The following is a 26,985-nucleotide window of genomic DNA, read 5'->3' on the forward strand; positions in this document are numbered from 1 at the left end:
ATGAATGGGGATACATTCCAATTGACATTGAAGGGGCTAAACTATTATACCAGGTTATAGCAGGATGCTATGAGAAAAAAAGCATAATATTAACTACAAACCTTGAATTCAGTAAATGGAACAGTATTTTTTTCGATGAAAAGCTAACAAACGCTATACTTGATAGGATGGTCCATCACAGTCATTTACTAATATTTGACGGCCCCAGCTGGAGGCTCCAAAATTCATTAATGAAATACAATTAATTTACAATTATGGTAATGCGGATGTTGCAAAGATTTTTTTCAAAAGTTTGTATTTAATTATTGCAAAACACATTTAGTCTGTTTTTCATTAAAAAGCTTTATATTCTTATTTATAATAGAAAAAGTTAATAAAGTAATTATAGAAAAAACAGGAACTATTCCTAATATTATTAATAAAATTATATCAATATATACTACATAATAAGCTATTTTAAAAATTAATAAACTTTTCTCCTTACCTAAATATATTGGAAGAGTATATCTCTTATTTACTAAATCATCATCTATATCGCAAATATTATTAGCGAGCATTACATTCGAAATACAATTTATTGTAGGGATAGATATTAAAAAGATATAAATAATTTCTTTTAAGTTCATATTTAATGTTAAAAAACCATTATGATAGATTAGATTCAGTATTTTATCATCTACCTGTATAAAAACAGAAAGAAAAACAATAACAAATCCCATAAATATCCCTGAAAATATTTCGCCTAAGGGCATTCTAGATATTGGCACAGGACCGAAGGAATAGAAAATTCCAACTGCAAAGGATATTATACCAATTATTAGAACAATTATATTTGTATTTAAAAATAGCATTATTCCAAAGGATGTTGCACACAAAAGAAGTGCGAATATAGTTATTTTAACTGATGTTTCTGTTAAATTATATTTTACAATACCATTATGCATCTCATAATTGTATCCATGTTTTTTAACCGCTCTTTTGTAATCATAATAATTGTTTATTGCAGTAGTCGCCATATCAAAGGTTATTAATGAGACAAACATAAATATAAAATTTATTACATTAAAACTTTTAAACCTATATACAGCATAAATAGTACCAAGTAAAAAAGGTATAACACTAGCTATTTTTGTTTGTATTTCAACCAATTTAAGAAAACTATTTACTTTCACAATTAATCCCTCTTTCTAAAGATTTACTTGTCCAATTTAAGTCTATATTTGTTTATAGGTCTTCCTATTTTACCATATTCCATCTCAATCTCCAGCTTATTCTCTTTCTCTAAATAATCTAAATATCTTCTTGCAGTAATTCTTGAAACACCTACAAGCTTGGCAATCTGTTGTGATGTAAACGGCTTTCCTTTCATTTGATATATGCCTTCCAAAATTCTTTCATAGGTATGCTTATTAAACCCCTTTATATCTATTATCTCATCGAATTCTATATCACCATATTCTTGCAATAATTTATTATCTTTTATAACATACTTATCTATAATATTTTGTTCAATATTATCTATATTTTCAAAACTCTCTTTTCTTTCCTTATATAACAACAATGCTTCCTTGAATCTGTTAAACATAAATGGCTTTACCAAATAATCAACTGCCCCATATCTGAAAGCTTCCTCTACAGTTTCTGAATTTCTATCTGCTGTTATTAAAATAACATCACATTTTATATTTTGGGAACGTATCCATTTTAAAAGCTCAATACCTTTACCTTGTGGAAAAAAAACATCCAGTAAAATCAAATCAATAGTTTCTTTTAATATAACCTCCTTAGCCTTTTCTAAAGAGTTAACGCTGTCTTTCAGAATAAAACCTTCTACCTTTTCTAAAAATCTTGAATTTATCTCCCTTACCATAGGATCGTCTTCTACAATTAATACCTTAATCATACTCTCAAATTCCTTTCATTGGTATAAATATATCCCAAATAACTCCATTGTCTTGAATAACATTAATGCTGCCTTTTGCATAATCTATAATTTGTTTAACTATACTGAGCCCTATTCCTCTATTACCAGGCTTTGTTGTAAATCCTCTAATAAATATTTTATCGGCTATTTTCTCATCTATACCCGGTCCATTATCCTCAATCCTAATTCTAAGTCCATCTTTGTTAGAATTCAGCTTTACAATTATTTTCCCATTTTCTTGCTTTACTAACTCCTCTATAGAATTCTCAATCAGGTTTCCTATAACAGAGCACAGATCATCTACAGTTATACTTTGGGGTATTTCTTCTAAGTTAGATTCTTTATCTATGACCAAAGAAATTTTTGCTTCTACTGCTTTGTTATATTTTGCCAATAGAAGTCCTGCTATATGGGGATTTTTTATTTGATTATTCAAAACTTCTGATACAGCTCGCCTTTGGTAAGACACATTTGAAATATATTCAAGAGCCTTTTCATATTCTTCTAATTGTATTAAGCCAGAAATCGTGTGTAATTTATTCATAAATTCATGATTTTGTGCTCTTAATGCGCTGGTCATTTTTTTTATACCAGTTAATTCTTCTGCCATTTTCTTTACATCTGTTAAATCTTCAAAAATTGAAACAACTCCAATTATTTCATCCTTATGATTCCTTAATAATGTATGACTGCAAATAAGTGTTATATCATGGCAGAGTTTAATTTCCTGATTATATATAGCATCCTTATAAATCAATGCCTTCATCATTTCATCAGCATATTTTAAGTGCATATCTTTTATGTTTTTTCCTACATCATCATCTTTAAAATTTAATATATCCTTTGCAACTTTGTTAAAAAACAATATATTTCCATCTTTATCTATTGCTAAAATACCATTTTTTATGCTTTGCAGTATCAAATCTCTTTGTCCAAGCAAAAGCGCAATTTCGCTGGGCTCTAACCCAAAAATTGTCCTTTTAATCAAATTTGCTAAAATAGCTGCTCCTACTATTCCTATTATTAATCCTATTACAACAGTTATTTTAAAAAAAAGTATATGTGCAGAAAGTTCTTTATATACAGTATCTGTTAAAAGTCCAACTAAAACAGCCCCTACCTGTCTACCATTATAATAAATCGGCACAAATGCTCTAATTGCAGATATTAAAACGTTTTTATCCTTAGATACATATGATTCCCCGTATTTTAAAACTCTTTCTTCTCCTCCATCATTATATTTTTTACCTAAGGATTTCCCTCGTGGATATGAATATTTAATTCCATTCATATCCATTACAATTATATATTGAAATCTAGTTTTATCACAAAAACAATCTACTATATTTTGAACTGTCTTGTAATCTTTTTTTGTGGCTAACGCTTCTTTAATATCATCCATAGATGCTATAGTTACAGCCAAATCCATCGCATTATTGCCCATTTGAGTTTCAATAGTATTCTTTATCATATGATATGAAGCAAGACCTAAGCCGCAAATAATAGAAATTATGATTGAACTAATAAATAATGTTAATCGATACTGCAGTTTCAATATTCTCATCCTCACATTACTTTTTGATGAAAAATTTTAATTATTGTTATTTTTTATTTTAGCTTTATTTAATGCATCATTTATAGCTTCTATTAGTCCACGGCTTGTATAAGTTGCTCCTGTTACAACCTCAACATCACCGCTATTCGACTTAATAACCTGCTGAGGTATTTTGTTATAAACCTTTTCTGCGATTATTGGTATTTCCTCATCTTCTATAATTTTGATTTCTTTAATACTATACTTATCTGTTACAAGCCTTATTTTTATTTTTCCAACATGCCCCTCTCCAACACCTTCATAAGTACCTTCTTTATAAATTACTTTTTTTGATAAGCAAGAAGATAACTGTAAAACTAATAATATAATTAAAAAAATAATAAAAAGCCTTCTCAATATTTAACCCACCTCTTCAAATAAGATACTTACTAATAATTTCTAATCAATAGTCTTTGTGTAACATCCTTTAAAATCTCCTTCGACCTGCAATTTGGCAACTTTTCTATATTAATAAAGGCTTTTTCAGTATATTTATCTGCCAACCTTTCAGCGTTTTCAATGCCTTTGTATTTATTAACTAATTCTATAATTCTCTTAACATCATTTTCTTTTAATCTTGAATTTTCAAGTATGTTTTTTATTTCACCCTCTTTATCTTCATTAATAGCATAAATTAAAGGTAAAGTATAATAACCTTTTATTAAATCATTTTGTGCATTTTTGCCCAGTTTTACTGTATCTCCCTTATAATCGAGTAAATCATCTATTATTTGAAATGCCATTCCAATATAATATCCTATTTTACCTAATAAATTCGATATTTCTTTTGTACATCCTGATTCCCAAGCTCCAGTGTATAGGCTTATAGCGAACAATGCTGCTGTTTTCCCCGAAATAATCTTTAAGTAATTTCTTAGACTTGCCTTGGTTGAATATCTAATGTTATGCTGTTTTATCTCTCCAATACATATTTTTGATATAGCATTTGATATATCTCTTAAGTTTTCCATTGAATAGTTATACTTTGAAAGCATAATAAAGCACTGGCAAAATAAAAAGTCACCTGCATAAACAGCATATTCCTTTCCGTATTTTGACTGTATAGTTTCAATGCCTCTTCTTAGCTTTGATTCATCTATTATATCATCATGAATAAGCGTTGCAGTATGCATCATTTCGATAGCCGCAGCTAAGTTATGCAGTTTTTCTTTATCATAATTTCCAAATTTCCCTGCAATCAATAAAAATCCAGGCCTTAGCATCTTTCCTCCAGTCTCTACTAAAGGAAAAATAGATTGTGTAAAATACTTATTACTTGATTTTATGTTATTTTTAATTATATCTTTTACCAATTCAAGTTCTTCATCTAAATCAGGGTATTTTATCCAAAATTTATTCATTTTATCACCTATGCTAATTATTTTTCTTAATTTCTTATTTAATTTATAGTTATCAATAATAATTTACCATAATACATAATTCTACATAATTTTTTGTTAAACTTCAAATTATGTTGTACCTTATATAATGTTAATATTAAAATCAAATGCCCTTTTAATTAATTTTTAAAAGGACATTTGATTTACGAATTTAATTATTAACTATATTTTCAATCTACATAAAGATACCATTTTCGCACAAATCCTATATTCTTCCACTTTCTCTTCAAAGCCGGAAGCACATAATAATCAAACCCAAAAGTACTTCCTGAGCCTCCAATCAATGCTATTCCAGCACTAAGATACCACAGCATTTCAGCAGGTGCCATGCCTGATGCCCAAATCATTGTCCCCATTAAAACTGAAGCAATAGATGCAAGTGCAGTAAACAATCCTATAATTAAACATAGTCCAACGACTATCTCTCCAATAACCATACATGTCTGAAAGATTTGTGCTAAAGTAGTATAACCACCATCTCCAGTATAAAAGAAAGTATTCATAGACCATTTTACAATTTTTTCAATAAAATCTGGAACGGGTAGAGCTGCTCCCCATTGAGAAGCTGCTTGTGCTGTACCGCCTGCTGCTGAAGCTGAAGATGTCGCTTGAACTGCAGTATCAGCTGCTGCTTTTACTGAAGCAGAAGTTGCAGCATCCATTGCTGGAGGTGGTATTAGGAATATCTTTCCTGGTTCCTTTATTATTTTAGGTAATTTATTCAATCCTTCTTCTAACCACTTATAGCCTACAAATATTCTTAATATTACCAACCAAAAATTTGGAGATGCCTTTGAAAAATGCCCTCCTACAAAACTCCTTTTATCTTTAACATGGAAGAATTCATGAAGCATATATGACCAGCATTTATTAAAACCAGCAACTTGGAAGAAATAAACAATATTTATAAAATGCTTTACGAACATCGCAAAAAACCCTGATAATCCAAAAAACTTACCCGGAGATCCAATATGGGCAACTCCATATCTTCCTCCAATACAAACCATTGCTCCATGGAATTTAGGTTTATAGGACTTTTTCTCTCCGCCCTTTATTTCAGTAAAAATATTATGAGCAACTAAATCTGCAGAATGCTCTGCGTTTTCTACCATCTGTGGAACTGGTTTCTCTTCTCCCTCAGGAATATAGAATATATTATCTCCAACAACATAAACATTTTCATAATCTACAGATTGAAGCTTATCGTTTGTTACTATTCTTTTTCTTCCCTTTTGTTCAACTTCCATTTTTCCTATAATATCAGCGCCTTCAATTCCTGCAGCCCAAATTATTGTATTAGACTCAATAAATCTATCCTCTGATAAGTTAACTCCTTCTTTTGTTACTTTAGTAATAGCTGCATTTGTTATTATATCAATATCTAATTTTCTAAGTCTTCTCTCAGCCTTTTTAATTAATTTATCAGGGAAAATAGGAAGTATTTTAGGAAGAGCGTCTATAACATAGAGTTTAACCTCATTTTTATCTATGTTAAAATCCTTACATAGTCTATCCTTCCATTCACCCAATTCACCTATCATCTCAATTCCTGTAAAGCCAGCCCCTACAACTATAAAGGTAAGCATTTTTTGCCTAATGGCCTTATTTTTTTCTTTTGAAGCCATTCTAAACATATTTAATATATGTTCTCTTAAATTTACAGCATCTTCATATGACCAAAGTTTGTGTGTATATTCATCTACCCCAGGTATACCAAAACTTGTTGGTTTAGAGCCTGTCCCAATAACTACATAGTCATATCCATATAAATTAGTTTTAGATTTTAATACTTTATTTTTAAAATCTAATTCAACTATTTCATCAAGGATAACATTTACTTTTCTTTTCTCAAATATTTTCTTCAAATCAATCCTTATCGAATCTTCAGAAACCCTCGCAGCCGCAACCTCATGAAGTTCAGTAAGCATTGTATGATATGGCTTTTTATCAATGAGTGTAATCTCAACATTCTCATCTTTCTTAAATTTCTTTGCAAGCTTTTTTGCTGTCAATACACCACCATATCCTGCACCAAGTACAACAATTCTCTTTTTTTCTGGCATAACTTGTCCCCCCTTAGCTTAATATTTTTTAAATTTTATGTTACATAATTGTTATAAATATAAAGTCTTGCTTTTCTTTGTATAAAGCTTATAAATAAAGTACACCAGCAAATTCTCTTAGTTAAAATTTTATCATATCAGATTATAAAATCTACTTTTTCAATCCTTTTGGTCATTATAAATATATTTTGTTAATTTTGTTCATATTTTGATGCAAACTATGTCTAAAAAGGGTATACTAGATAATATAGTATACCCTTATATTTATTATTTTGCTTGGCTTAATGCTTGTTCTGCTAACTTAAAGAAGTTCATTACATGTATTGATACTCCTGAAATTGCATCTGTATGTCCTTCTGCATCTTTATATGTTATAGCTTTTGGATCTTGTTTTTCTATTAAATATGCTTCTACCTTCTGTGCTTGTTCATGCCATTCTGACTGAGCTTTGCCTTTTTCCTTCATACCATATATACCTTTTGCTGATTGAGTTTTCTTATCATCTCCGCCAGCTTTATTAACTCCATTCCAATTTGCAGCAACTATATTTCCATTGATAACAGTTATATCTACTGTTTCTTTCCAGCCTGTTTGAGGATCAAAATTTGCTTGTTCTGCATGATATGTTCCATCCTTATAGGGTCCTCTTTGAACTGGTCCATTTGCTAATGCCTTTTCTGCTAATTTAAAGAAGCTCATTACATGTATTGATACTCCTGATATTGCATCTGTATGCCCTTCTGCATCTTTATATGTTATAGCTTTTGGATCTTGTTTTTCTATTAAATATGCTTCTGCCTTTTGTGCTTGTTCGTGCCATTCCGACTGAGCTTTGCCAATCTGCTTCATTCCATATTTTCCTTCTTTTGATACAGTCTTTTTGTCAGCTCCTCCATTTTTATTAGCTCCATTCCAATCAGCAGAAACTATTTTCCCATCTTTAACTTCAAGTGTAACTACATCTTTCCAACCAGTTTGAGCATCAAAATCATCTGCCTGTGCAAAATAGATTCCATCTGCATATTTTGATTTTTGTGTTTCTTGTGTATTACTACTTGTGTTGCTGGCAGTATTGCTATTCGTATTTCCACTTGTAGTATTTGATCCGCATCCAGACAATAAACCTGTTATAAGAATCAAAGATAAGATCATGGATATAATTTTGTTTTTCATAACTTTACCCCCAATTTATTGATAATTTTAACCTACGTTTTAATTGTATTTCGTTGTTAAATTTATGTCAATGAATATCAGCAATTTGGTCATTTTGGTCATTTATTTTTTATTTTTCATTTTAGAAACTTAAACTGTGTATTAATAAACCATTTTTGGGACAAATTAATATTGCTAATTTTATCTTGAAATTTATATAATTTTGATGTAAAATCATGATTTGTAGGTGTAAATATGGATAATGAATTTATTGTTTCAAAAGTTCTAAGCAATAATGTTATAATCTGTAAGAGAAAAAACAAATTATATGTATTGACTGGAAAAGGCATTGGATTTGGCAAGTCAAAAGGAGATATAATTTTAAATGAAAGCAGCATTGAAAAAAAGTTTGTTGCAATAGACGATGAAGACAGAGAAGACTATGCTAAAATCCTTCAAAATACTGATAAAAAAGTAGTTGCAGTATCTGAAGAAATTATTAATATGGCATCGCAAAGACTAAAGGAACCCCTAAGTTCTCACATTCATGTTGGTCTTGCTGACCATATAAATTTTGCAATACGCCGTTTATCAGAAGGAATTGATATTGTAAATCCTTTTTTAGTCGAAATACAGACTTTATATCCTATAGAATACTCTATTGCAGAGGAATGTATAAACCTTGTTAAAGAAAGATTAAATATAATACTTCCAGAAAGTGAAACTGGCTTTATTGCTCTTCATTTATACTCTGCGAGGGTAAATCAAAGTGTATCTGACAGCCTTAAATATACTAAACTAGTAAAAGAGATTATAAATTTTATACAAAAAGAGCTTGATATAAGCATAAACGAGAAATCCCTCGAGTATGCAAGGCTTATATCACATTTAAGATACGCCCTTCAAAGAGTAGACAGAGGGAAAACCTTTGAAAACTTTTTATCTCCTAATTTAGAAAAAAAGCTAAAGCAGGAATTTAAAGTTTCAAAGAAAGTATGCACCTATATCGAAGAAAAACTCGACAAACCCGTTCCTGAAAGTGAAATAGGATATATAGCAGTTCATATAGCAAGATTAATCAACAATATATAATTTTAAAAGACGTGTTACTGATTCGATCAGGCATGAGTCTTATGATATCAAATGGTATTATAAGCTCATGCCTTTTTATTTTATAGTATTAAATCTTCCATTGTAAAACTATACTATTCAAAAATAAATATAATATTTAATCAACTAATAATTATACTATAATTTAAGGAGGCATTTTTATGGCAAAAACAAATGTATTTAAAACTCTTCAAAAAATAGGAAAATCAGTTATGATGCCAGTATCTGTACTTCCTGCAGCTGGTATTCTCGTAGCCCTTGGAAGATGGCTGATGCAAAGCAGCGGCATCCTCAATGCTATAGGCCAAATCATATATAGCGGAGGAATTGTTGTATTTGAAAATCTTCCTCTTATATTTGCAATTGGTGTTGCTATTGGATTTGCAAACAATATAGGAGTTGCAGGTCTTGCTTCTGTTGTTGGCTATGGAGTTATGACAAAAGTTCTCGACGTTATGGGGAAACTAAATAATATACAGGCAAAAGGCATAGAAAAAATAGATATGGGAGTTTTTGCTGGAATAATCATAGGTATTGTTGCTGCAAAACTTTATGAAAGATTTCATCAGACAAAGCTGCCTCCATATCTTGGATTTTTCGCAGGAAAAAGACTTGTTCCAATTGTAACAGCTGTTGCAGCTTTGTTTATGGGTATTGCATTTGCTTATGTTTGGCCGCCTATTCAGACTGTTATAAACAAATTTGCTAACTTTGCAGTTAATTCATACTTTGGTCCTGCATTTTACGCAGCAGGCAAAAGAGCTCTAATACCTGTTGGACTTCACCATGTTTACTACCCAGCATTCCTTTATGAATTTGGAAGATACCTCGACCCTGCAACTGGTCAAATTCTTAAGGGGGAATCGGCAAGGTACTTTGCTGGAGATAGAACTGCCGGATACTTTATGGCAAGTGAATTCCCAATAATGCTTTTTGGACTTCCTGCAGCAACTCTCGCTATGTACCTTAATGCTAAGAAAGACAAGAAAAAAGCAATCGCTGGTGTTATGTTAACTGCAGCAATTACATCCATATTAACAGGTATTACCGAACCAATTGAGTTCTCATTTATTTTCGTTGCTCCACCTCTCTATATTTTTCATGTAATTGGAGCATTTATCTCAGGTATTTTAACAAAAGCATTTGATATAAGGCTTGGCTATACTTTTTCTGCAAGTATAATCGACTATGTATTAGGAATTTCAAATGCTCAAAATGGATGGAAGCTTTTCTTAGTAGTAGGTCCTATAATTTTTGCTCTATACTTTACAGTTTTCTACTTTGGAATTAAGATTTTTGATTTTAAAACTCCTGGTAGAGAAGATGAAAATGAAGATTCAGACTCTGAAAAATCAATCGATACATCTTCACTTTCCGGTTCAAAAGCTGAAAGAATTCTGATAGCTCTTGGCGGTAAAGAAAATATAGATACGATAGATGCTTGTATTACAAGGCTTAGACTTACAGTAAATGATATATCAAAGGTAAATAAAGCTGAACTTAAAAAAATAGGAGCTGCTGGAATAATGGATCTTGGCGGTGGAAACCTCCAAGTAGTTTATGGAACTGAATCAGAAGCTCTTAAGGATGAGATTAAAAAGCTATTATAAAGGAGGAGATAGAATGCTTAGTATATTCAAAAAGAGAAAAGCTATTGAACTAAAATCTCCTGTTAAAGGAAGAGCAATAGAGATAAAAGATGTTCCCGATGAAGTATTTGCTTCAGGAATGTTAGGAAACGGAATAGCAATAGATCCAGTAGAAGGTATTGTTTATTCTCCATGCGACTGTGAGATTGTAAATATGTTTCCAACAAAGCATGCAATCGGAGTAAAAACTAACGAAGGTCTTGAAATACTGATTCATATAGGTATAGACACCGTTGAAATGAAGGGGGAAGGCTTTAATTCTTTTGTCAATATAGGCGATAAAGTTAAAGCTGGCGACAAATTAATTTCTTTTGATTTAGAGCTTGTTAAAAGCAGAGCAAAATCACCAATAACTCCAATGGTTATAACAAATATGGATTTTGTGGAATCTATTGAACAGTATTATGGAGATTGCGATGCGTCAAAAACAGTTTTAAAGGCATTTTTAAAGTAAAATAAAAAATATTTTTTTAAGAATAAAAAATATCTCTTTGTAAACCCTATAAATGTCACCATCTTCATATAAGGAGGGGTTTTAATGCGCGAAGGGTTAATTCCAACTGTTTTAGGTACTGTAGTTACTGCTGCAGGTACAGCTTTAGAGATTAATGATATGAGAAAACATGGTACAAATGTTAAAGATAAGGAAGTTGTTTCATTAGTTGCAGCCGGTATTGTAGGCTTTGGATTAGCCCATGTCGTTCTTGGAACCATAGACCTTGTAGAACATAGAAGATAGTGATAGGAGCTGTTTTTAAATAGATAAAAATCTATTTAAACAGCTCCTTTTATTTTATACTCCTTTTCTTATCAATTTTAACGAATATTTTTTTGGATATTACAAATATTAAAAATGGAGGTGAGTTAATGATAAATTTAACCCAGAAAGAGCGAACGCTTTTACAGGATCAAAAGTCCCATGAAGAATTATGCATTAAAAAGTACACTAACTATGCCAATCAGACTCAGGACCCTCAGCTGAAACAAATTTTTATGCAGCATGCACAACAGGAGCAGCAGCATTTAAATACTATCAACCAAATTTTAAACGGTCAGGTTCCTAATGTAAACCAGCAAGGACAGCAGAATCAGCAAAACCAGCAAGCTCAAACATTTAATCCTTCTCCAATGCAAGTAGGTATGACTAATCAAGCAGATGCAGATCTTTGCAAAGATATGCTTGGGACAGAAAAATACGTATCAAGTTCATATAACACTGCAATTTTTGAATTCAGAGATCATAACATAAGACAGGCATTAAATCACATACAAAAGGAAGAACAAGAGCACGGAGAAGATATATTTAAGTACATGGAAAGTCATGGAATGTACCAAGCTCAATGATATTAAGCTTTATGGGCGGTAAATATTACCGCCCATTTTTATATCTCCATACCTTTTTTAAACTGGCTGTTATAAAGCTTTGCATAGAATCCATAACTGCACATATTACCGCAGTAACTTTTAAATATTTTAAAAGTTTACCCATATCATCACCTCGAAATTTATTTTTCAAATGTAACTACAACTATATTAGGACAATTCAATATTCTAAATGGAAAAACACTATTCCCAAGACCTCTGCTTACAACTAAACTGCTTTTTTTATAATTATAAAGTCCCGAAGTATATTTTGGAAAGAATCCCTGATTTGGAGCAACAACACCACCTATAAAAGGAATACGGACCTGTCCTCCATGAGCATGACCGCTAAAAATCAAATCAAAACCATAGTCGCAGTAAAGGTTTATTAATTCTGGCCTGTGAGCTAACAATATTTTAAATTTATTTTTATTTAAATTTGCTGTGCACTTTTTTAATTCCCTTTCAGTTATTGAATATCCGCTATAGGATTTCGTTTCAATAGATGGATCATCTATTCCTGCGATATATATGCTGCTGTTTTTTATTTTTATTTCTTTATATTCGTTATGCAAAACATTAACTTTATAATTTATAAGCTTTGTTTCAAGGCTTTTAAAATTATCCGACCAATTTTCATGATTTCCTGTTACATAATACACAGGTGCAATTTTAACAAGCTCTCTTATAAGCTCGATAGGTGGATTTTCATCATATCTTCTTCTGTCAACTAAATCTCCCGTAAAAACTATAATATCAGGTTTTTGACTTCTAACCTTACTTATTAAATATCTCTGATTTTTTCCAAATCTTTTTGAGTGTAAATCCGATAAATGAATTATTCTAAACCCTTGAAATTCATTTGGAATTTTTGAATTTTTAACTTTTATACTCGATGTATATATATAGTTATTATCAAAATATAAAAATAAAACTATTATAGTTATAAATATAATAAACCTTTTAACCTTCATAATATCTCCAATCTATTTAAATACTTTAACTATATAATTATACATCAACAGGGCTTGTTGGTAAACACATCCAACAAGCCCTGTTTCAACTAATGCTTTAAATAATAATCGGCATGGTTTTAGTTATCATATCTATATTTTGTCTCTGTGCACTTTGGGTACATATCTATATCCCATGTATGATCCTTCATCATTTGAGAATCTGTTATATTGAAATAATCATATCGAATAGTGTCAACTTTATTACCATTTTTATAGAATATTGGGTCATCCCAGGTTACATCAACATGATACCACTCTCCGTCAAGCTTAACAAGATTCCATGCATGAGCCTCCCCATTAGCCTTTCCTGTTATTATCATGTTTTCAATTCCTGCAAGATTTAATAGTTTACTCATTGCACTTGCATACCCTTGACACACAGCAACTCCCTTTATAAGTGCTCCATAGGAAGTATAGGATTCCCACGGAATACTTCCATTGTAATAATTTTCTTCATCATATCTTGTATTATTTATAATGTAATCATGTATTGCTAATTCTTTTTGAAAATCTGTCATATCTGCTTTAATAATTGAATCTATAATTTCTTTAGCTTTTTTATTTACTTCACTTTGCTGATTTAATATAGTTTCACGAGGATAATTATAATCAAATTTAATATTCAAATTAATATTAGAAGTTTCATTATAGCTGCTTTCTATGCTTATATTATTAATGTAGCTTAAATCCATATCCTCCTGAACTATCTTGTTAACCAAATCGAATATTCTATTCATAATTGCCTTTAAATCATTATTCATATAACCCTTCGTTATTATTAATTTTAACGTATCATCACAATTAATAATAGATTTTTTAAGTGAGCTGCTAATTTCATCTTCATTTGTTAAAACAGAGCTATCTGCTTCTTTATCATTTCTTGATGCTAAGCTAATTATATTATCTGATTTTAATAAAGATTCTTTGATGTCTTGCTCTTTATAATTTAATTTATAATTATATACTTTTACCTTTGAATTAGAGAGTCCGCTTATATTTATTTGAAAACTGCCAATGTAATTCTCTCCATTAAGCTCTTTACTTAAATCATCAATTACTAAAAGCTTTTTTTGTTCTATTTCTGCATTATTTGTAAGAACTTTTATTCTTAAAATATCAGGTCTTTTTACAATGTTTTTCTTTATTATACTTTTTAGTTCATCATAACTTTTAGCCCATCCATCAACATTAGAATAGTTTAAAGTAACATATAAAAGCCTGCTCTTATTATTACTTACATATTTATATCCCCATGATGATACAATATAATTCTTGTAAAAGCAGTCATACTGTGCTTGGTTTATAGCTTTTTGAACATCATATGTTGAATTAAACTTTTTTACGTATAAAATTATAGATGTTTTTCTACCAGAAACTGCACTTTTAATTTGACTATAAAACTGTGAATAATTATTTACAACAATTACTCCTTTAGGAAGGGTAAACTTTGCTGCATTGGTGTTAATATTTATTAAACTAAAAATTATAATAAAAGATACTAAAATAGCTGCTGTCTTTTTTAGCTTCATCTTATCCCTCCTTTTTTTAACCTAATTATTGTAAGAAGCCGCCCACTTTTATTAGTAGCAGCAATTCACTTAAATATATATATAATTTCGACTGTTATTTTGAAATCTTAATAAAACACTTCATAGAACATTATACCATTTGTTGATAATTATTGTAAAATAAAAAGCCTTGGGCAAATGCCCAAAGCTTTTTATTTTACTTTAGCAAGATAGAGAAGTTTTTCCCATCTTCTGTCTACTTCTTCTTGTATCATCTTTATAATATGTTCATTTTCTGGTTTAAATAAATGCTTAAATCTTCCCTGTGGTTTTAGCCATTCAGTTATTGGTTTCTTTTCCTTTGGAATGTAGTTTATCTTATAAACTCCATTTTCAACTTCATAAAGCGGCCAGAAGCAAGTATCAACAGCAGCCTTTATAACTTCAAGCTCAGTTGCTGTATCAATTCTCCATCCTCTTGGACATGGAGTTAAAACGTTCATAAACTTTGGCCCTTCAATGCTGAATGCTTTTTCAGCTTTATTGCAAAGGTCGAACATATATGGAGTTCCTGGAATTACTGGAACAGTTTGTGCAACATATGGTATATGATGTGATACCATAATCTCTGCTAAGTCTTTTCTATACTGCTGCTTACCTGGTTTTACCTTTCCAGCAGGTGAAGTTGTAGTATCAGCACCCATTGGAGTTGCTGATGACCTTTGAATACCAGTGTTCATATATGCTCCATTATCGTAGCATACATATAAAAGGTCATGTCCTCTTTCCATCGCACCAGAAAGGGATTGAAGACCTATATCATAAGTTCCTCCGTCACCGCCAAAGGCTATAAACTTATAGTCATCCTTAAGCGTTCCCTTTCTTTTCATTGCTCTATATGCAGCTTCAACACCGCTTCCTGTTGCAGCAGCATTTTCAAAAGCAGTGTGTACCCATGAATCCTTCCATGCAGTATATGGGTAAAGGCATGTTGAAACTTCAAGACATCCAGTTGCATTTGATATAACTGCCTTCTGTTCATCCTTTAATGCTTTTAATACCCAATTAACAACCATTGGTGCACCACAGCCGGCACACATTCTATGTCCACCTGTAAGTCTAACCTTCTTTGCTGAAAGTTCCTTCAAATTTGGCATAACTACACCTCCTATTCCCTTACTCCTAAGTAATTGTATACTTCGTATTTTCCTGTTTCGATTGCACTGAATAAATCGGAGTAAACTTTTTCTATATTAACGCTTGTAACGTCTCTTCCACCAAGACCGTATATATAGCTTGTTACTATCTTTCCATCTGCTACTCCATACATAGCACTTCTTACTTCATTAAATAATGGTCCGCCAGATGCTGAGAATCCATCAAGTTTGTCCATTATTGCCACAGCCTTAACATTCTTTAAAGCCTTTGCTATTTCTTCTGCTGGGAAAGGTCTGAATACTCTAATCTTAATAAGTCCAACCTTCTTACCCTGTGCCCTTAAGTTATCAACCACATATTTTGCAGTTCCTGCTGTTGAGTTTATTACAACTATTGCAGCTTCTGCATCTTCCATTTTATATTCTTCAAAGAAGCTATACTTTCTTCCAGATAACTTTTCATATTCAGCTGCTACTTCAAGAATAACATTTTTAGCATTTTTCATTGCTTCTGCTTGAAGTCTTTTATGTTCAAAGTAATGATTTGGAAGATCGAGTGGTCCCATAGACATTGGCTCTTTACCAAGCAGTGCATATGGAGCTATTCTATTTTCTCCAACGAAGTTTTTAACATCTGCATCTTCAAGCATTTCAAGATTTTCAACAGCATGGCTTGTTATAAATCCATCGTAGCAAACCATAACTGGAAGCTGAACATCCTTATGTTCACCTATTCTTACAGCTTGAATTAAGTTATCATAGGCTTCCTGTGCTGACTCACTGTATAGCTGAATCCAGCCTGAATCCCTTGCACCCATTGTATCTGAGTGGTCGTTATGTATATTTATTGGTCCTGATAATGCTCTGTTTGTAACTGCAAGAACCAATGGGGTTCTCATTGAAGCACCAACATAAAGCATTTCCCACATAAGTGCAAGACCTGCTGATGCTGTTGCAGTCATGACTCTTCCACCTGCTGCTGCAGCACCAAGACATGCTGACATAGCACTGTGTTCTGATTCAACTGGAACGAATTCTGTATCTACTTGTCCATTAGCAACGAACTGTGAAAAGTACTGAGGTACTTCTGTTGATGGTGTTATAGGGAAAGCAGCAACAACATCAGGGTTGATTTGTTTCATACCAAATGCAACTGCTTCGTTACCGCTTAAAGAAACTCTTTTCGCCATATTCTAATCCTCCCCTCATTATTCTTCTGGAACGAAATCAAGTGCGCCAAATTTACACTGTTTTGTACAAACTCCGCAGCCTTTGCAGTGATCATAGTCAAATCCAACGAATTTACCGTTTTCAACTTTTATGGAGTTATCGGGACATACTACCCAGCAAAGTAAGCAGTGCTTACATTTATCTTCGTGCCATACTGGTCTCATTGATCTCCAGTCACCTGTCTTAAAATCTTCAGCATTACCTGCATCAACAATAACTCCACCTGGTGTAGTTTCTTTCCAAGTAGTATCTGGTGTTATATTCACCTTTCTATTACTCATTTCCCTTCACCTCCTCAAGTGCTCTCTTAACAGCCTCCATGTTCTTTGGAACAACCTGTGGCTTATTAGCAAACTTATGCTTGAAGGATGCTTCTATATCGTTTAAGAATACTTCAACTGAAACAACTTCAGTAATCTTTACAACCGCAGCAAGCATTGGAGTATTTGGGAAATATGCTCCAAGTGTTTCTTCTGAAATCTTTCTTGCATCGATTGTATATACTTTTCCATTATAATTTAATTCTTTTTTAATTTCCTCTGGTGATTTTGAAGTATTGATAATTACTGCGCCATTTTCCTTTAATCCTGCAGTTACTGGAACTGATTTGATTAAAGTTTCGTCAACAACTACTACATAATCTGGTTCATAGATATTGCTATGAATTGTTATTGGATCATCACTTATTCTGTTATATGCAGTAATTGGAGCACCCATTCTTTCTGGGCCGTATTCTGGAAAACCCTGTATGTACTTTCCAGTGTTAAAAGCTACTTCAGCAAGTAGTAATGAAGCTGTTTTAGCACCTTGTCCACCACGACCGTGCCAACGAATTTCAACAAGCTTACCCATTGTTTTTTTCCTCCCTTCAACTTCTTAACTTATATTCAGGCACTGCCTAAATTATGTAACAATAATAATTGTTAACAGAAAACAGAACCTATAAAGTTATAATTCAAAGGAAATTTGAATTATAACAGTATTCAAAAAAAATTGTAACAAAGCAGGTTAATAAAGTCAATAACTCTTAAAAATCGAAAAAGATTTTCAAAGAAGAATATTATATAAATTTACCCTTTATGACAAAAAACATATATATCTTATATTGCTCATATAATTTTATCCATTTTCTACATAAAAAAACCATGGACTTAGCCACGGTTGTTTTTCTTTATTCCTATTCTCTCTCCCATAAAAACACTTGTTTCAAACCCTTTTTGAGTTTGCTTTATTATATCCTCATCAACTTCAATAATTTCTTTTTTAAAAAACAATATTACAGTTGAACCCCCAAATTTAAAATATCCCTTCTCATCCCCTCGGCTTACCTTTAAATTTGGTGTGTATGTTTGAATGATTGAGCCTACAAAGGTTGCTCCAATTTCAACATATAAAACATCTGAAAAATTTTTTGAATGAAATATGCACCACTGCCTTTTATTTTCGCAGAAAATCCTTTCAATTTTTTCTAAAGCAATTGGATTAACAGAATAATAAAACCCCTTTATAAAATTTGTTTTTTCGCATATCCCTTCATCAATAAAATGAAATCTATGATAATCTGTAGGGCATAATCTAAAAACTAAACAAGTTCCTCCCTGATATTGCTTTGCAATTTCTTGATTTTTAATTAAATTACTTAATGAATATGTCATTCCTTTAACTTGTATAAGCATATCCTTATCTATATTTTGATATGCTAATACTTTACTATCGCATGGAGAAATTAAAATATTATCATCTTTTTCAATATTTATTTTTTCATTATTTAACCTTCTTGAAAAAAAATCATTGAAAGTTCTATATTCTTCTTTTTGTAATTCAAATCTTGACATATCTATATTAAATTTTTCAACAAAATCATATATCATTCTTTTACTTATTGATAAATTACAATATAATCCGTAAATTTGAGATGCAATTTTTCTCTTTATAAAAAAATGTAACATTCCCATTCCTATATTCGAATAATAAATCCATTTTAAAAAACTACACCCAGCAACATTTTCTGTTTCATATTGCCTTGTTTTTCTATTATAAAACCTTATCATTATAAACTCCTACCGCTACAAAAATATACTTAACAAAGCAATTATAGTATAAAAAATTTATGCTGACAACCGCATAAAACCATAATAGTATCAATTATAATGAATGTCTGATTAATTATTTTGCACTTATTTCATAGATAAACCTTTTTCTATAGCCTCCTGAATTATCTTATGGCAGCATGTTCCTAAGGGGTTATTTTTTATACAATCACTGTTTCTCATTGCCCCAGTAATCTCTATAATATCCTTAACAGTTCGTGCTCCATTATTAATTACAGCATCTATTACCTGCTGCTCTGTAACTTTGCTGCAGTAGCAGGCATATTTAGGCTCAGCATCTTTCTTAAACCATATAGGCACTTTAACTTGCTCTTTTATAAACTTTAAACCTGATTGTAAGTTATAATAAACTACATCACATTCTTCATTCATGCATATATAATAATCCATATCTCCTACTAATTCAGCAATGTCATCTTTAACCAAATGCTTAACAGTTATATTTCTTACTTTTATTCCTGACAAATTACAAACAGGACATTTATTGTCATATTCTGCTTTTTTAAATTGTTCTTTTTCACCACAGCAGCAATCGGTTTTACAAACTTGTGGCATAGACTCACTCTCCTTCTTAAATAAATTTAAAGCAAAGAATTATTCCGTTGTCATCATATTAAATATCATATATTTTTTTATACACTTTTTCAGAAATATTTTCAATATGATTTTCATTATTATTTTGGTATTAAAAAATCTATAATTGAAAATTAAGATTATACATACTGGAAGTATTCTTTCACTTTAACTTTCTTTTTATAATCTATTATAAGTATTATCAATTTGAGGATATTTATCTAAAAAAATTTTATTTGCGGCCTGAAGTTTTTCAAAATACTCTCGATATGAATCGCTTAATATCTTTAGATTTTTTATAAATATATCATAATAACCACTCTCTTGCTGAAACTTTAATAATAACTGCTGCATTTTATAGGCTATAGAATTTTTGTATTCATCTGAATTTTTAAATTCTAAATATTTTTCAATATCTTCTTTGTTTTGTTTAAGATATTCCTCTGTATTATTAACAGCATCTAATATAATATTATTTATTTTTTGCATATCCACATCTTCTAAATATTCAGTACTTTGCAGTAAATATTCTTCAAGTTCATCAGGCAACTGGATTCCTTCAATTTTATCAAGATATTCTACTATTTTTTTATATGCATTTTCTTTTTCCTCAGTATCAATTTTACCGTTTAGAAACTGCCCAAAATGTATGCTTAAATACATTCCATACCATCCTGGAAAAGATTGAAGCAGCTTTTCTTTAATAGTAAAAAATTTATCTATATTTTCTTCAATATATTTTAATGCATTATCAATATTATAATCTTTTATCAGCTGTTCTAAGCATTTTTTCTTTGCAATTGACTTTTCAAATTCTAAATTCATCTTATATTTACACTTTGAAAGTGCAGCAGATTTATTATTACTTTCTAAAATATCCTTTATATCAGCAATGCTGATACCAATTTTTCTTAAAGCTCCAATTTCTTTTAATTTATTAATATCTTCTTCGCTGTAAATTCTATAACCATTTTCTAAAACCTTTGGGTAAATTAATCCCTGCTGTTCGTAGTATTCAACAGCCTTTTTTGTTAATTTACACTTGCTGCAGACATCTTTAATATACATTTTTATCACCTCTTAACAATCATAGTCCAATGCCTTAGGTGATAGTCAATACCTTTATCAAAAAATTTTATCTAAGTTTATGTTCAAATCAAATAAAACATTTACTAATATTTTCTAAAATTAAAGCCTAATAGTTCTATCTCGTCATTCTTGTCTAACTTTTTATCATAGTTTTTCCTTAACTGAATTTGATTTAAATGATCAAATCCACATTCTCTATAAAATTTTATAGCACTTGTGTTTCTTGGTATAACATCTACAAACATTGCAACAACTTTCTTTTCGGCCATTAATTCATCCAACTTCTGCATAGCAATTTTACCTATACCACTACCCCTATACTGCTCTAATATAAATAAATCTTCTAACCACGCTACATCTTGTCCACCAAATATTACATAGAAAAATCCAACTGGTTCATTATCTAAAAACACATTATAAACAGTTCCTTCTTCTCTCCAGTATTGCAGAGTTTCTTTAGATTCTTCATCTGTATGCCAATATTCTTTAGGAGCATTGTTTAATTTTCTATGATAATTCATTCACTCAGTAATCATTTTAGCAGTAGTTAAAATAATTCCTCTGAAAGTTCTTTAATTTTGACGTTCATGCTTTTTCCCTTCCTTTCAATATATCACTTTCTTATATTCCCTTTACCGCTTTTACTTCCTCATATATCCCTTGAGTTGACGCTGGGTCATCTATTCCCTCAATATAAACTATCTTTACCTTTACCTATTCTATCACAGGTATTTCGTAAAACATGAACACTATTTTCATTCATAACTTTTTCCAGAAACTCAAACTTCCCTAACCACCATTCATGATTTCCTGTCACAAAATAGGTCAGTCAATTTCAGTACCTCCATTATCCAAAAATACTTTTTCTTCGGCTTCGCACCTTAATTGATAGAAATAACGCACAAGTTTACTTTTATTTTTTATGGAATTTTTAATTTTACTTAGAGTTCTTTTTCCTACTCTTCTATCAATTATTGCCAATACATTAATAATTGCATTATCCGATTCCAATGACTCTTCAATAGGAGAATTCAAAAATCTTTCTGCAGACTCAAAGAAGTCATATTGTGCAAATATATCTTGTCTTTCTACTTTCTTATGTGCCATATCATTTATACTTCTGTTTATGGCTATTTCTGGTAATATATTTTCAGAAAAGCCTTCCCTTCTTAACAACTCATATATCCTGTTTTGTTTAAAATAATTTTGTTCAAAAATATCTTCATTATTGTCTTTTAATTCTTTTTCTGCATTAAATACAGCAATTTCCTTTTTGATAGTACACATATTAATAACTTCATTCCTATCTACCGTTATATATGCCCTGCCCATCTGGTCATGAGCCTTTCTATAATTTGTTACCCAAAATTCTACCCTGCTTCTTAAGCAAGGACAAATAAAATCCTCTAATTGTTTCTTTAATTTACTCCATCTCATACTTATCCTCCATAATTTTTATATCTCTTATATGAAGACTGCATTCCCTTGCCATATCTTTATAAAGATATAATCCATCACTGCCCGCAAAGAACATCGGAAAAGATAAATCAAAATTGCCACAGACACTCACAGGAACTCTTATGAAGTGAAAAATAGAAAAGATTAATTCCCTGGTTGATAATTTTGTTAATAAAGTTATGATTTCTTCATCTTCTACTAAAAACATATTTGAATCGCCGTTTAAATATCTAATCTGGTCAATAAAGAGTAATTTATCTTTATAGTCTAAACAAGATAAAATATTTACTAATTCTATATTACTCAAACCGTTCATGTGAAATTCTACTACAACTGGCTGGATTTTATTCATTTTATAAACTGCTTGCATAAATTCTACAAATCTATCTTCGTATTTAAGATTATGTTCCCCAAAAGAATTTATTAATTTATCTGCTTCTTCAGGAGTTAAACAGTGATCATAAACATCTAAAAATCCATGAGTATACTTCTTAAAGCAGTCTTCTATTTCTTCATGATTTATTGATAATTTTTTTATGCTGTAAAATTCTTCTTTTGTTATTGGTTTTAATAGTATCATTTTTTGTAATACCTCTCTTACATATATACTCTTCTTATATCTTTTCACAAAATCCACGGCAACATAACTTCAAATTCCAATTGCATAACTGGTTTTGGTAAATTATCTGGTACAAGGTCTAACTTATCAGTAAATGTAAACTTCACATTTCCAATTTTAATTATGTTTGCGTTATCCCATTTGTCTGCTCCATTATTAGGTCTTTTAACTATTTCCCCAATCAAATGATAAAAACCCATATATAAATGCTTACCTGCATTAGCTTCAAACTCCATAAATTCCCCTTCTTTTTCCGGGTCAATACCTAACATTGTATAAAAGTCCATCACTTCTTTCGAAAAAGTTTTACAATTTTTTATGTAATTTCTACAGTAATCACAGCCACATCCTTCTTCAACTGTTATACTATCATAATATTCTTTTGTTTTTTCAGCATCTATTTTAAGTATCCACTCCTGCAAGTAAACTTTCTTCATCATAGTATTTGCTCCTTTAGTATTATTAATTTTAATACATTACTTACTACTTTTATAATCCGCCAATTATATAGGACAGCACAAATGCTTCGCTTATAAGCTGTGGTTCTTGTAAGAACATATAAGAAGGTTTATTCTCTAAATTATATATTCTTTTATTGAATTAATCCAATTCATACTTCTTATTACTCTTTATCCTGCTTTCTTTTTAAGTTGTTTAACATACTTTAAAATCAATGATAAAACAGCTTAGTAGGCAATAAAAATGTCCACGGCATTGTAATAATAGCAATAGTAATTGCTACTTTTAATCTTAACTTCTTATCTTCAATCTGTTTTTTAAAAGTAAATTTATAATTAAATACAAATATAAAAACTGCAGCTATCAGCATGGAAAATATTATTATTACAACTGCCACAGGATGGCTAAACGGGTCATAGTCTATTGCTGTAATCAATTCATTAGGCAATTTCAAGTAATTTCCGACCATCTCCAATAAAAATAGTATTGAAGCACCTATAATATCTGCTAAAAATCCAAATATCCAAACTTTTAATATGCTTTTCTTATAAAATGTTTTTAGGTTGTTCTGTATATTGCCCAATCTAAAAACAAAAAAGCAAGCCATTATTACCAATGAATCAATGGTAAAATTACCTATCAGTGTTATAATTATAACTGGAGGTAAAAATAATAAAAACCAAATTGGGAAAATTATGTTGTATAATTTTATTTTTCTCATATTTTTTTGCTCCTTAAATTATATTTTTCACTTTAGATATCGGATACCTTTAATATTCTCAATACATATTTACAAATAATTTTTCCCACAGGAAACTGTATTTCAATTATCTCGCATAGCAATAAAGGCACCCATGCCCGCAACTCTGCCCACCATATGCTCCAATATCTCTTGACTTGGTACATCCACATTCTTTTCTTTGCCCTGCATCTTTTGCATGGGATGCTCTTTTACCGAACAATTCTTCAAGATAGGCCCCATCTATACAATGCCCCTTCCTCACTTCAGGTACTCCTTCAATGATGGGGCTGGTACATGTATAAATAGTAACTCTATATTTATCTGCAATCTCCACGGCAAATGATTTTGATCACAGGCAAATTGAGTGCACCCTTTCAGGAGATAAATCCACCATGTATGTTGACTTATTGTAAGGATTTTTTACCATTACATATTTATTTTTCAGACTTTCCTGAAGCCAATCATAATAAAATGCTGAAATATCCGTTCTTCTGCTGCAACTTATTATCTCAAACATCGATTTTGGATAATACTCCATAAAAAGTTTGAGTTTATGATGTGTGTAAAATATTTAATGCTATTTTATATATCCGCCATGAAAAGACAATCTATATATTTCAATGCCATCAAAGTATATTGCCTCATTCCCGTTAAACTTAGATATATCTCCCTGCCATAAACATTTATAAACAAACCCACCCTGTTCAAATAAAGCAGGCCCTCTAAATGGGTTTTCAACAGTAACTGCCTTTAATGCGCTTTTCAAGCATTTAATAAATCCTGACGGAATTTCATCAACGAGCATCTTCCCATAGTAATTCATCCCCCATATCGGCTTTTGATTTTCAAACACTACTTCTTCACCAATAAAATCAGCACTCCCGAAGTAAGAGTCTATATATATTAAATCCCCTTCACTATAGTGTAAATCCTTTGAGTTCGGCCTTGAAGACGTAGAAAGAACCCCATCTCCAGCATATGTATTTATCTTTGCTCTGACCAAAAATTCTTTTAAAGCCAAATCTGTGCAGTTCATTGTCTTTATCACCCTTTCCCCTGAAGCATAAACATATCAAATAAACATTACAATAACATTAAAGAATAACTTTACCAGTCCTTCCATTCGTCAAACCCTTCCTTTGGTCCTGTAAAGGTAAACTCTGTATGCCTGCATTTATGGCAGACATACAGCTTCAGAATTTTTATATTTAACATAAATAGTATCTTCTATTATTTCATACTTCTCTAATATTAACTTTTTATCCAATAATTCTATTAATGCTTCCATATTACAAATTTCTCCTTTAGTTGTAATGGTATACTAAAGTTGTAACACCCCAATCTAATAGATATAATAAATCTATAAGGAAAGAGGGGTATCTATGCAAAAATATTATGAAGAAGAATTTAAAAAGAAAATAGTTCGTCTCCATCTGGAAGAGGGGCGTACTTTAAAAAGTTTAGCCGAGGAGTACAGAGTTTCAAAAGCCGCTATATCCATCTGGATAAAGGCTTACCGTGAAGAATGCCAAACAAACCGCGAATTAAAGGAAGAATACGATTATATGAAGGAAAATCTAAGGCTCCGCAAGGAACTTGAAGAGTTAAAGAAAGAGAACCAGTTCCTAAAAAAAGCGGCGGCATTCTTTGCGAGGGAAATCGATTAGTGGTTTATCGATTTATTCAAGATAATTGTAAAGAATTCGGATTAAGATGGCTTCTTCGAAGATTCAACTTATCACCGAATGCATACTATAACTTTCTGAAGGACAGGAAGTCTAATTATCGTACCCAAAAACAGAAAATACATGATCAAATTAATAAAATATATCATGAAACCGAAGGCCGTCTTGGACATCGTAATATGAAAATCTTTCTGGCACGTAAAGGTATCACTTGTAGTAAAAATACTGTTCATAAATATATGAATAAGGAACTTGGACTTACTTCCATTGTTAAAAGAAAGAAACCTGGTTATAAAAAAGGACAACCCCATAAAATTTTTCCAAACCTTTTGAATCAAAATTTTACAACCGATAAACCAAATCATGTATGGTGTACGGATTTTACATATTTATTTTTGACAGATGGCAGTAAAAGATACAACTGTACTATACTTGATATGTATGATCGCTCTGTTATAGCTAGTTTAAACGGTAAAGAGATAACAAACGAGCTTGCTATTAATGCGCTTAAAAAGGCCATTGCTTCGCAGCCAAAGCTGACAGATAAATTAATTGTTCATAGTGATCAAGGCTCGCAATTCACATCTAAGGACTTTATAGATTTCTGCGAGTCAGTAAATATACAACAAAGTATGAGCAGGGCAGGGTGTCCTTTTGATAACGCCCCTATGGAAAGATACTACAACACTCTGAAAAATGAATTAATTCATCATTACCATTATCACAATGATGAAGAATTAAACAAAGCAATAAACAACTTTGCTTACGTTTGGTATAATCATCTAAGACCTCATACATATAATGAAGGACTTACGCCATTTGAAGCGAGATACAGAAAATCCAAAATATTAGATTAAAGTGTTACAAAAATGCTTGACCACTGCAAGTTCAATTACCATATTAGTATATCAAATATAATATAGTGGTTTCAATCAACTTTGAAAAAAACCGGAAAAGGGGAAAGTTTTAATAAATTTCTTTCATCAATACACCCTTCAAATCCAATAAAATCAATTCTTTTAGCCTTATCCTTATACCTTAACCCTACTCCTACTCCCCCTAAAAAACAAAAATCATGGCTCCA

Annotated in this window: 31 protein-coding genes; 7 read left to right on the plus strand and 24 right to left on the minus strand. The window is 30.9% G+C overall.

Features of this window, described 5'->3' with window-relative positions; translation table 11 throughout:
- A partial coding sequence (locus B5D15_RS02205; RefSeq protein WP_179122158.1) for an ATP-binding protein occupies positions 1 to 245 on the plus strand: 245 nt, incomplete at its 5' end.
- Positions 246 to 302: 57 nt separating this feature from the next.
- Here the strand turns inward: B5D15_RS02205 and B5D15_RS02210 are convergent.
- The 7 genes from B5D15_RS02210 to B5D15_RS15670 all read right to left on the minus strand — a co-directional run bounded on the left by B5D15_RS02210 (position 303) and on the right by B5D15_RS15670 (position 8,154).
- Positions 303 to 1,172: a 1,4-dihydroxy-2-naphthoate polyprenyltransferase gene (locus B5D15_RS02210; RefSeq protein WP_078695478.1), complete on the minus strand. Its 870-nt coding sequence runs from the start codon at positions 1,170 to 1,172 to the stop codon at positions 303 to 305.
- A 23-nt stretch (positions 1,173 to 1,195) separates the two neighbouring features.
- Entirely contained in the window at positions 1,196 to 1,903 is a 708-nt protein-coding gene (locus B5D15_RS02215) for a response regulator (RefSeq protein ID WP_078695479.1), read from the minus strand.
- Positions 1,904 to 1,907: 4 nt separating this feature from the next.
- Positions 1,908 to 3,488: an ATP-binding protein gene (locus B5D15_RS02220; RefSeq protein ID WP_078695480.1), complete on the minus strand. Its 1,581-nt coding sequence runs from the start codon at positions 3,486 to 3,488 to the stop codon at positions 1,908 to 1,910.
- Between the two features lie 27 nt (positions 3,489 to 3,515).
- Positions 3,516 to 3,875 (minus strand): FMN-binding protein, encoded by a 360-nt coding sequence (locus B5D15_RS02225; RefSeq protein ID WP_179122159.1) that lies wholly within the window; start codon positions 3,873 to 3,875, stop codon positions 3,516 to 3,518.
- Positions 3,876 to 3,907: 32 nt separating this feature from the next.
- Entirely contained in the window at positions 3,908 to 4,879 is a 972-nt protein-coding gene (locus B5D15_RS02230) for a polyprenyl synthetase family protein (RefSeq protein ID WP_078695482.1), read from the minus strand.
- A 209-nt stretch (positions 4,880 to 5,088) separates the two neighbouring features.
- The gene (locus B5D15_RS02235) at positions 5,089 to 6,981 is read right to left on the minus strand and encodes an FAD-dependent oxidoreductase (protein ID WP_078695483.1); all 1,893 of its coding nucleotides are present in this window, start codon (positions 6,979 to 6,981) and stop codon (positions 5,089 to 5,091) included.
- 267 nt (positions 6,982 to 7,248) lie between these two features.
- A complete protein-coding gene (locus B5D15_RS15670) occupies positions 7,249 to 8,154 on the minus strand; it encodes an FMN-binding protein (RefSeq protein WP_078695484.1) in 906 nt (301 codons plus the stop codon).
- Positions 8,155 to 8,388: 234 nt separating this feature from the next.
- Here B5D15_RS15670 and B5D15_RS02245 point away from each other — a divergent pair, with 234 nt between their 5' ends.
- From B5D15_RS02245 to B5D15_RS02265, 5 genes are all read left to right on the plus strand, one after another.
- Positions 8,389 to 9,225 carry a PRD domain-containing protein gene (locus B5D15_RS02245; RefSeq protein WP_078695485.1) on the plus strand — a complete coding sequence of 279 codons (837 nt, stop codon included), beginning with the start codon at positions 8,389 to 8,391 and terminating at the stop codon, positions 9,223 to 9,225.
- A 179-nt stretch (positions 9,226 to 9,404) separates the two neighbouring features.
- Positions 9,405 to 10,853 (plus strand): PTS transporter subunit EIIC, encoded by a 1,449-nt coding sequence (locus tag B5D15_RS02250; RefSeq protein ID WP_078695486.1) that lies wholly within the window; start codon positions 9,405 to 9,407, stop codon positions 10,851 to 10,853.
- Positions 10,854 to 10,866: 13 nt separating this feature from the next.
- Positions 10,867 to 11,346 (plus strand): PTS sugar transporter subunit IIA, encoded by a 480-nt coding sequence (locus B5D15_RS02255; RefSeq protein ID WP_078695627.1) that lies wholly within the window; start codon positions 10,867 to 10,869, stop codon positions 11,344 to 11,346.
- An 84-nt stretch (positions 11,347 to 11,430) separates the two neighbouring features.
- Entirely contained in the window at positions 11,431 to 11,631 is a 201-nt protein-coding gene (locus B5D15_RS02260) for an asparagine synthase (RefSeq protein WP_078695487.1), read from the plus strand.
- A gap of 128 nt (positions 11,632 to 11,759) precedes the next feature.
- Positions 11,760 to 12,236, plus strand: a complete 477-nt coding sequence (locus B5D15_RS02265; RefSeq protein ID WP_078695488.1) for a DUF892 family protein — start codon at positions 11,760 to 11,762, stop codon at positions 12,234 to 12,236.
- A gap of 161 nt (positions 12,237 to 12,397) precedes the next feature.
- Here B5D15_RS02265 and B5D15_RS02270 read toward each other — a convergent pair whose 3' ends face one another.
- From B5D15_RS02270 to B5D15_RS02345, 17 genes are all read right to left on the minus strand, one after another.
- Complete coding sequence (locus B5D15_RS02270; protein WP_078695489.1) at positions 12,398 to 13,228, minus strand: metallophosphoesterase; 831 nt, start codon at positions 13,226 to 13,228, stop codon at positions 12,398 to 12,400.
- Positions 13,229 to 13,347: 119 nt separating this feature from the next.
- Positions 13,348 to 14,799: a transglutaminase domain-containing protein gene (locus B5D15_RS02275; RefSeq protein ID WP_078695490.1), complete on the minus strand. Its 1,452-nt coding sequence runs from the start codon at positions 14,797 to 14,799 to the stop codon at positions 13,348 to 13,350.
- A 191-nt stretch (positions 14,800 to 14,990) separates the two neighbouring features.
- Positions 14,991 to 15,935 carry a thiamine pyrophosphate-dependent enzyme gene (locus B5D15_RS02280; RefSeq protein WP_078695491.1) on the minus strand — a complete coding sequence of 315 codons (945 nt, stop codon included), beginning with the start codon at positions 15,933 to 15,935 and terminating at the stop codon, positions 14,991 to 14,993.
- An 11-nt stretch (positions 15,936 to 15,946) separates the two neighbouring features.
- Positions 15,947 to 17,125 (minus strand): pyruvate ferredoxin oxidoreductase, encoded by a 1,179-nt coding sequence (gene porA, locus B5D15_RS02285; RefSeq protein WP_078695492.1) that lies wholly within the window; start codon positions 17,123 to 17,125, stop codon positions 15,947 to 15,949.
- A gap of 18 nt (positions 17,126 to 17,143) precedes the next feature.
- Positions 17,144 to 17,446, minus strand: coding sequence for a 4Fe-4S binding protein (locus B5D15_RS02290; RefSeq protein WP_078695493.1), 303 nt, complete (start codon positions 17,444 to 17,446; stop codon positions 17,144 to 17,146).
- Complete coding sequence (locus B5D15_RS02295; RefSeq protein WP_078695494.1) at positions 17,439 to 18,017, minus strand: 2-oxoacid:acceptor oxidoreductase family protein; 579 nt, start codon at positions 18,015 to 18,017, stop codon at positions 17,439 to 17,441. Before B5D15_RS02295 ends, B5D15_RS02290 begins: the two co-directional genes overlap by 8 nt.
- Before the next feature lie 299 nt (positions 18,018 to 18,316).
- Positions 18,317 to 19,216, minus strand: a complete 900-nt coding sequence (locus B5D15_RS02300; RefSeq protein ID WP_078695495.1) for a phosphatidylserine decarboxylase — start codon at positions 19,214 to 19,216, stop codon at positions 18,317 to 18,319.
- 126 nt (positions 19,217 to 19,342) lie between these two features.
- Positions 19,343 to 19,831 (minus strand): Csac_0668 family 2Fe-2S cluster-binding (seleno)protein, encoded by a 489-nt coding sequence (locus B5D15_RS02305; RefSeq protein WP_078695496.1) that lies wholly within the window; start codon positions 19,829 to 19,831, stop codon positions 19,343 to 19,345.
- Positions 19,832 to 20,029: 198 nt separating this feature from the next.
- Complete coding sequence (locus B5D15_RS02310; protein ID WP_078695497.1) at positions 20,030 to 20,917, minus strand: MerR family transcriptional regulator; 888 nt, start codon at positions 20,915 to 20,917, stop codon at positions 20,030 to 20,032.
- 104 nt (positions 20,918 to 21,021) lie between these two features.
- Positions 21,022 to 21,459, minus strand: a complete 438-nt coding sequence (locus tag B5D15_RS02315; protein ID WP_078695498.1) for a GNAT family N-acetyltransferase — start codon at positions 21,457 to 21,459, stop codon at positions 21,022 to 21,024.
- A gap of 304 nt (positions 21,460 to 21,763) precedes the next feature.
- Positions 21,764 to 22,375 (minus strand): SF0329 family protein, encoded by a 612-nt coding sequence (locus tag B5D15_RS02320; protein WP_078695499.1) that lies wholly within the window; start codon positions 22,373 to 22,375, stop codon positions 21,764 to 21,766.
- The gene (locus tag B5D15_RS02325) at positions 22,362 to 23,024 is read right to left on the minus strand and encodes a hypothetical protein (RefSeq protein WP_143287172.1); all 663 of its coding nucleotides are present in this window, start codon (positions 23,022 to 23,024) and stop codon (positions 22,362 to 22,364) included. The genes B5D15_RS02320 and B5D15_RS02325 overlap by 14 nt, the downstream gene beginning before the upstream one ends.
- The gene (locus tag B5D15_RS02330; protein WP_078695501.1) at positions 23,021 to 23,455 is read right to left on the minus strand and encodes a hypothetical protein; all 435 of its coding nucleotides are present in this window, start codon (positions 23,453 to 23,455) and stop codon (positions 23,021 to 23,023) included. The genes B5D15_RS02325 and B5D15_RS02330 overlap by 4 nt, the downstream gene beginning before the upstream one ends.
- 230 nt (positions 23,456 to 23,685) lie before the next feature.
- The gene (locus tag B5D15_RS02335) at positions 23,686 to 24,195 is read right to left on the minus strand and encodes a hypothetical protein (RefSeq protein ID WP_078695502.1); all 510 of its coding nucleotides are present in this window, start codon (positions 24,193 to 24,195) and stop codon (positions 23,686 to 23,688) included.
- Positions 24,196 to 24,301: 106 nt separating this feature from the next.
- On the minus strand, positions 24,302 to 24,550 hold the full coding sequence (locus B5D15_RS15675) for a DUF1848 family protein (protein ID WP_242948673.1): 249 nt from the start codon (positions 24,548 to 24,550) through the stop codon (positions 24,302 to 24,304).
- 15 nt (positions 24,551 to 24,565) lie between these two features.
- Complete coding sequence (locus B5D15_RS15680) at positions 24,566 to 24,754, minus strand: DUF1848 family protein (protein ID WP_242948674.1); 189 nt, start codon at positions 24,752 to 24,754, stop codon at positions 24,566 to 24,568.
- Between the two features lie 39 nt (positions 24,755 to 24,793).
- The gene (locus B5D15_RS02345) at positions 24,794 to 25,252 is read right to left on the minus strand and encodes a DUF5680 domain-containing protein (protein ID WP_078695503.1); all 459 of its coding nucleotides are present in this window, start codon (positions 25,250 to 25,252) and stop codon (positions 24,794 to 24,796) included.
- Positions 25,253 to 25,598: 346 nt separating this feature from the next.
- On the opposite strand from B5D15_RS02345, the gene B5D15_RS02350 reads away from it, so the two are divergent.
- Positions 25,599 to 26,758, plus strand: a protein-coding gene (locus tag B5D15_RS02350; protein ID WP_143287173.1) for an IS3 family transposase whose coding sequence is annotated in 2 segments (ribosomal slippage) — positions 25,599 to 25,854 and positions 25,854 to 26,758 — 1,161 coding nt in all. Because the reading frame shifts where the segments join, the coding sequence is not laid out codon by codon here.
- Positions 26,759 to 26,985: the final 227 nt, after the last annotated feature.

It is taken from the genome of Caloramator quimbayensis, assembly GCF_900167605.1.
GTDB classification, from domain to species: domain Bacteria; phylum Bacillota; class Clostridia; order Clostridiales; family Caloramatoraceae; genus Caloramator_B; species Caloramator_B quimbayensis.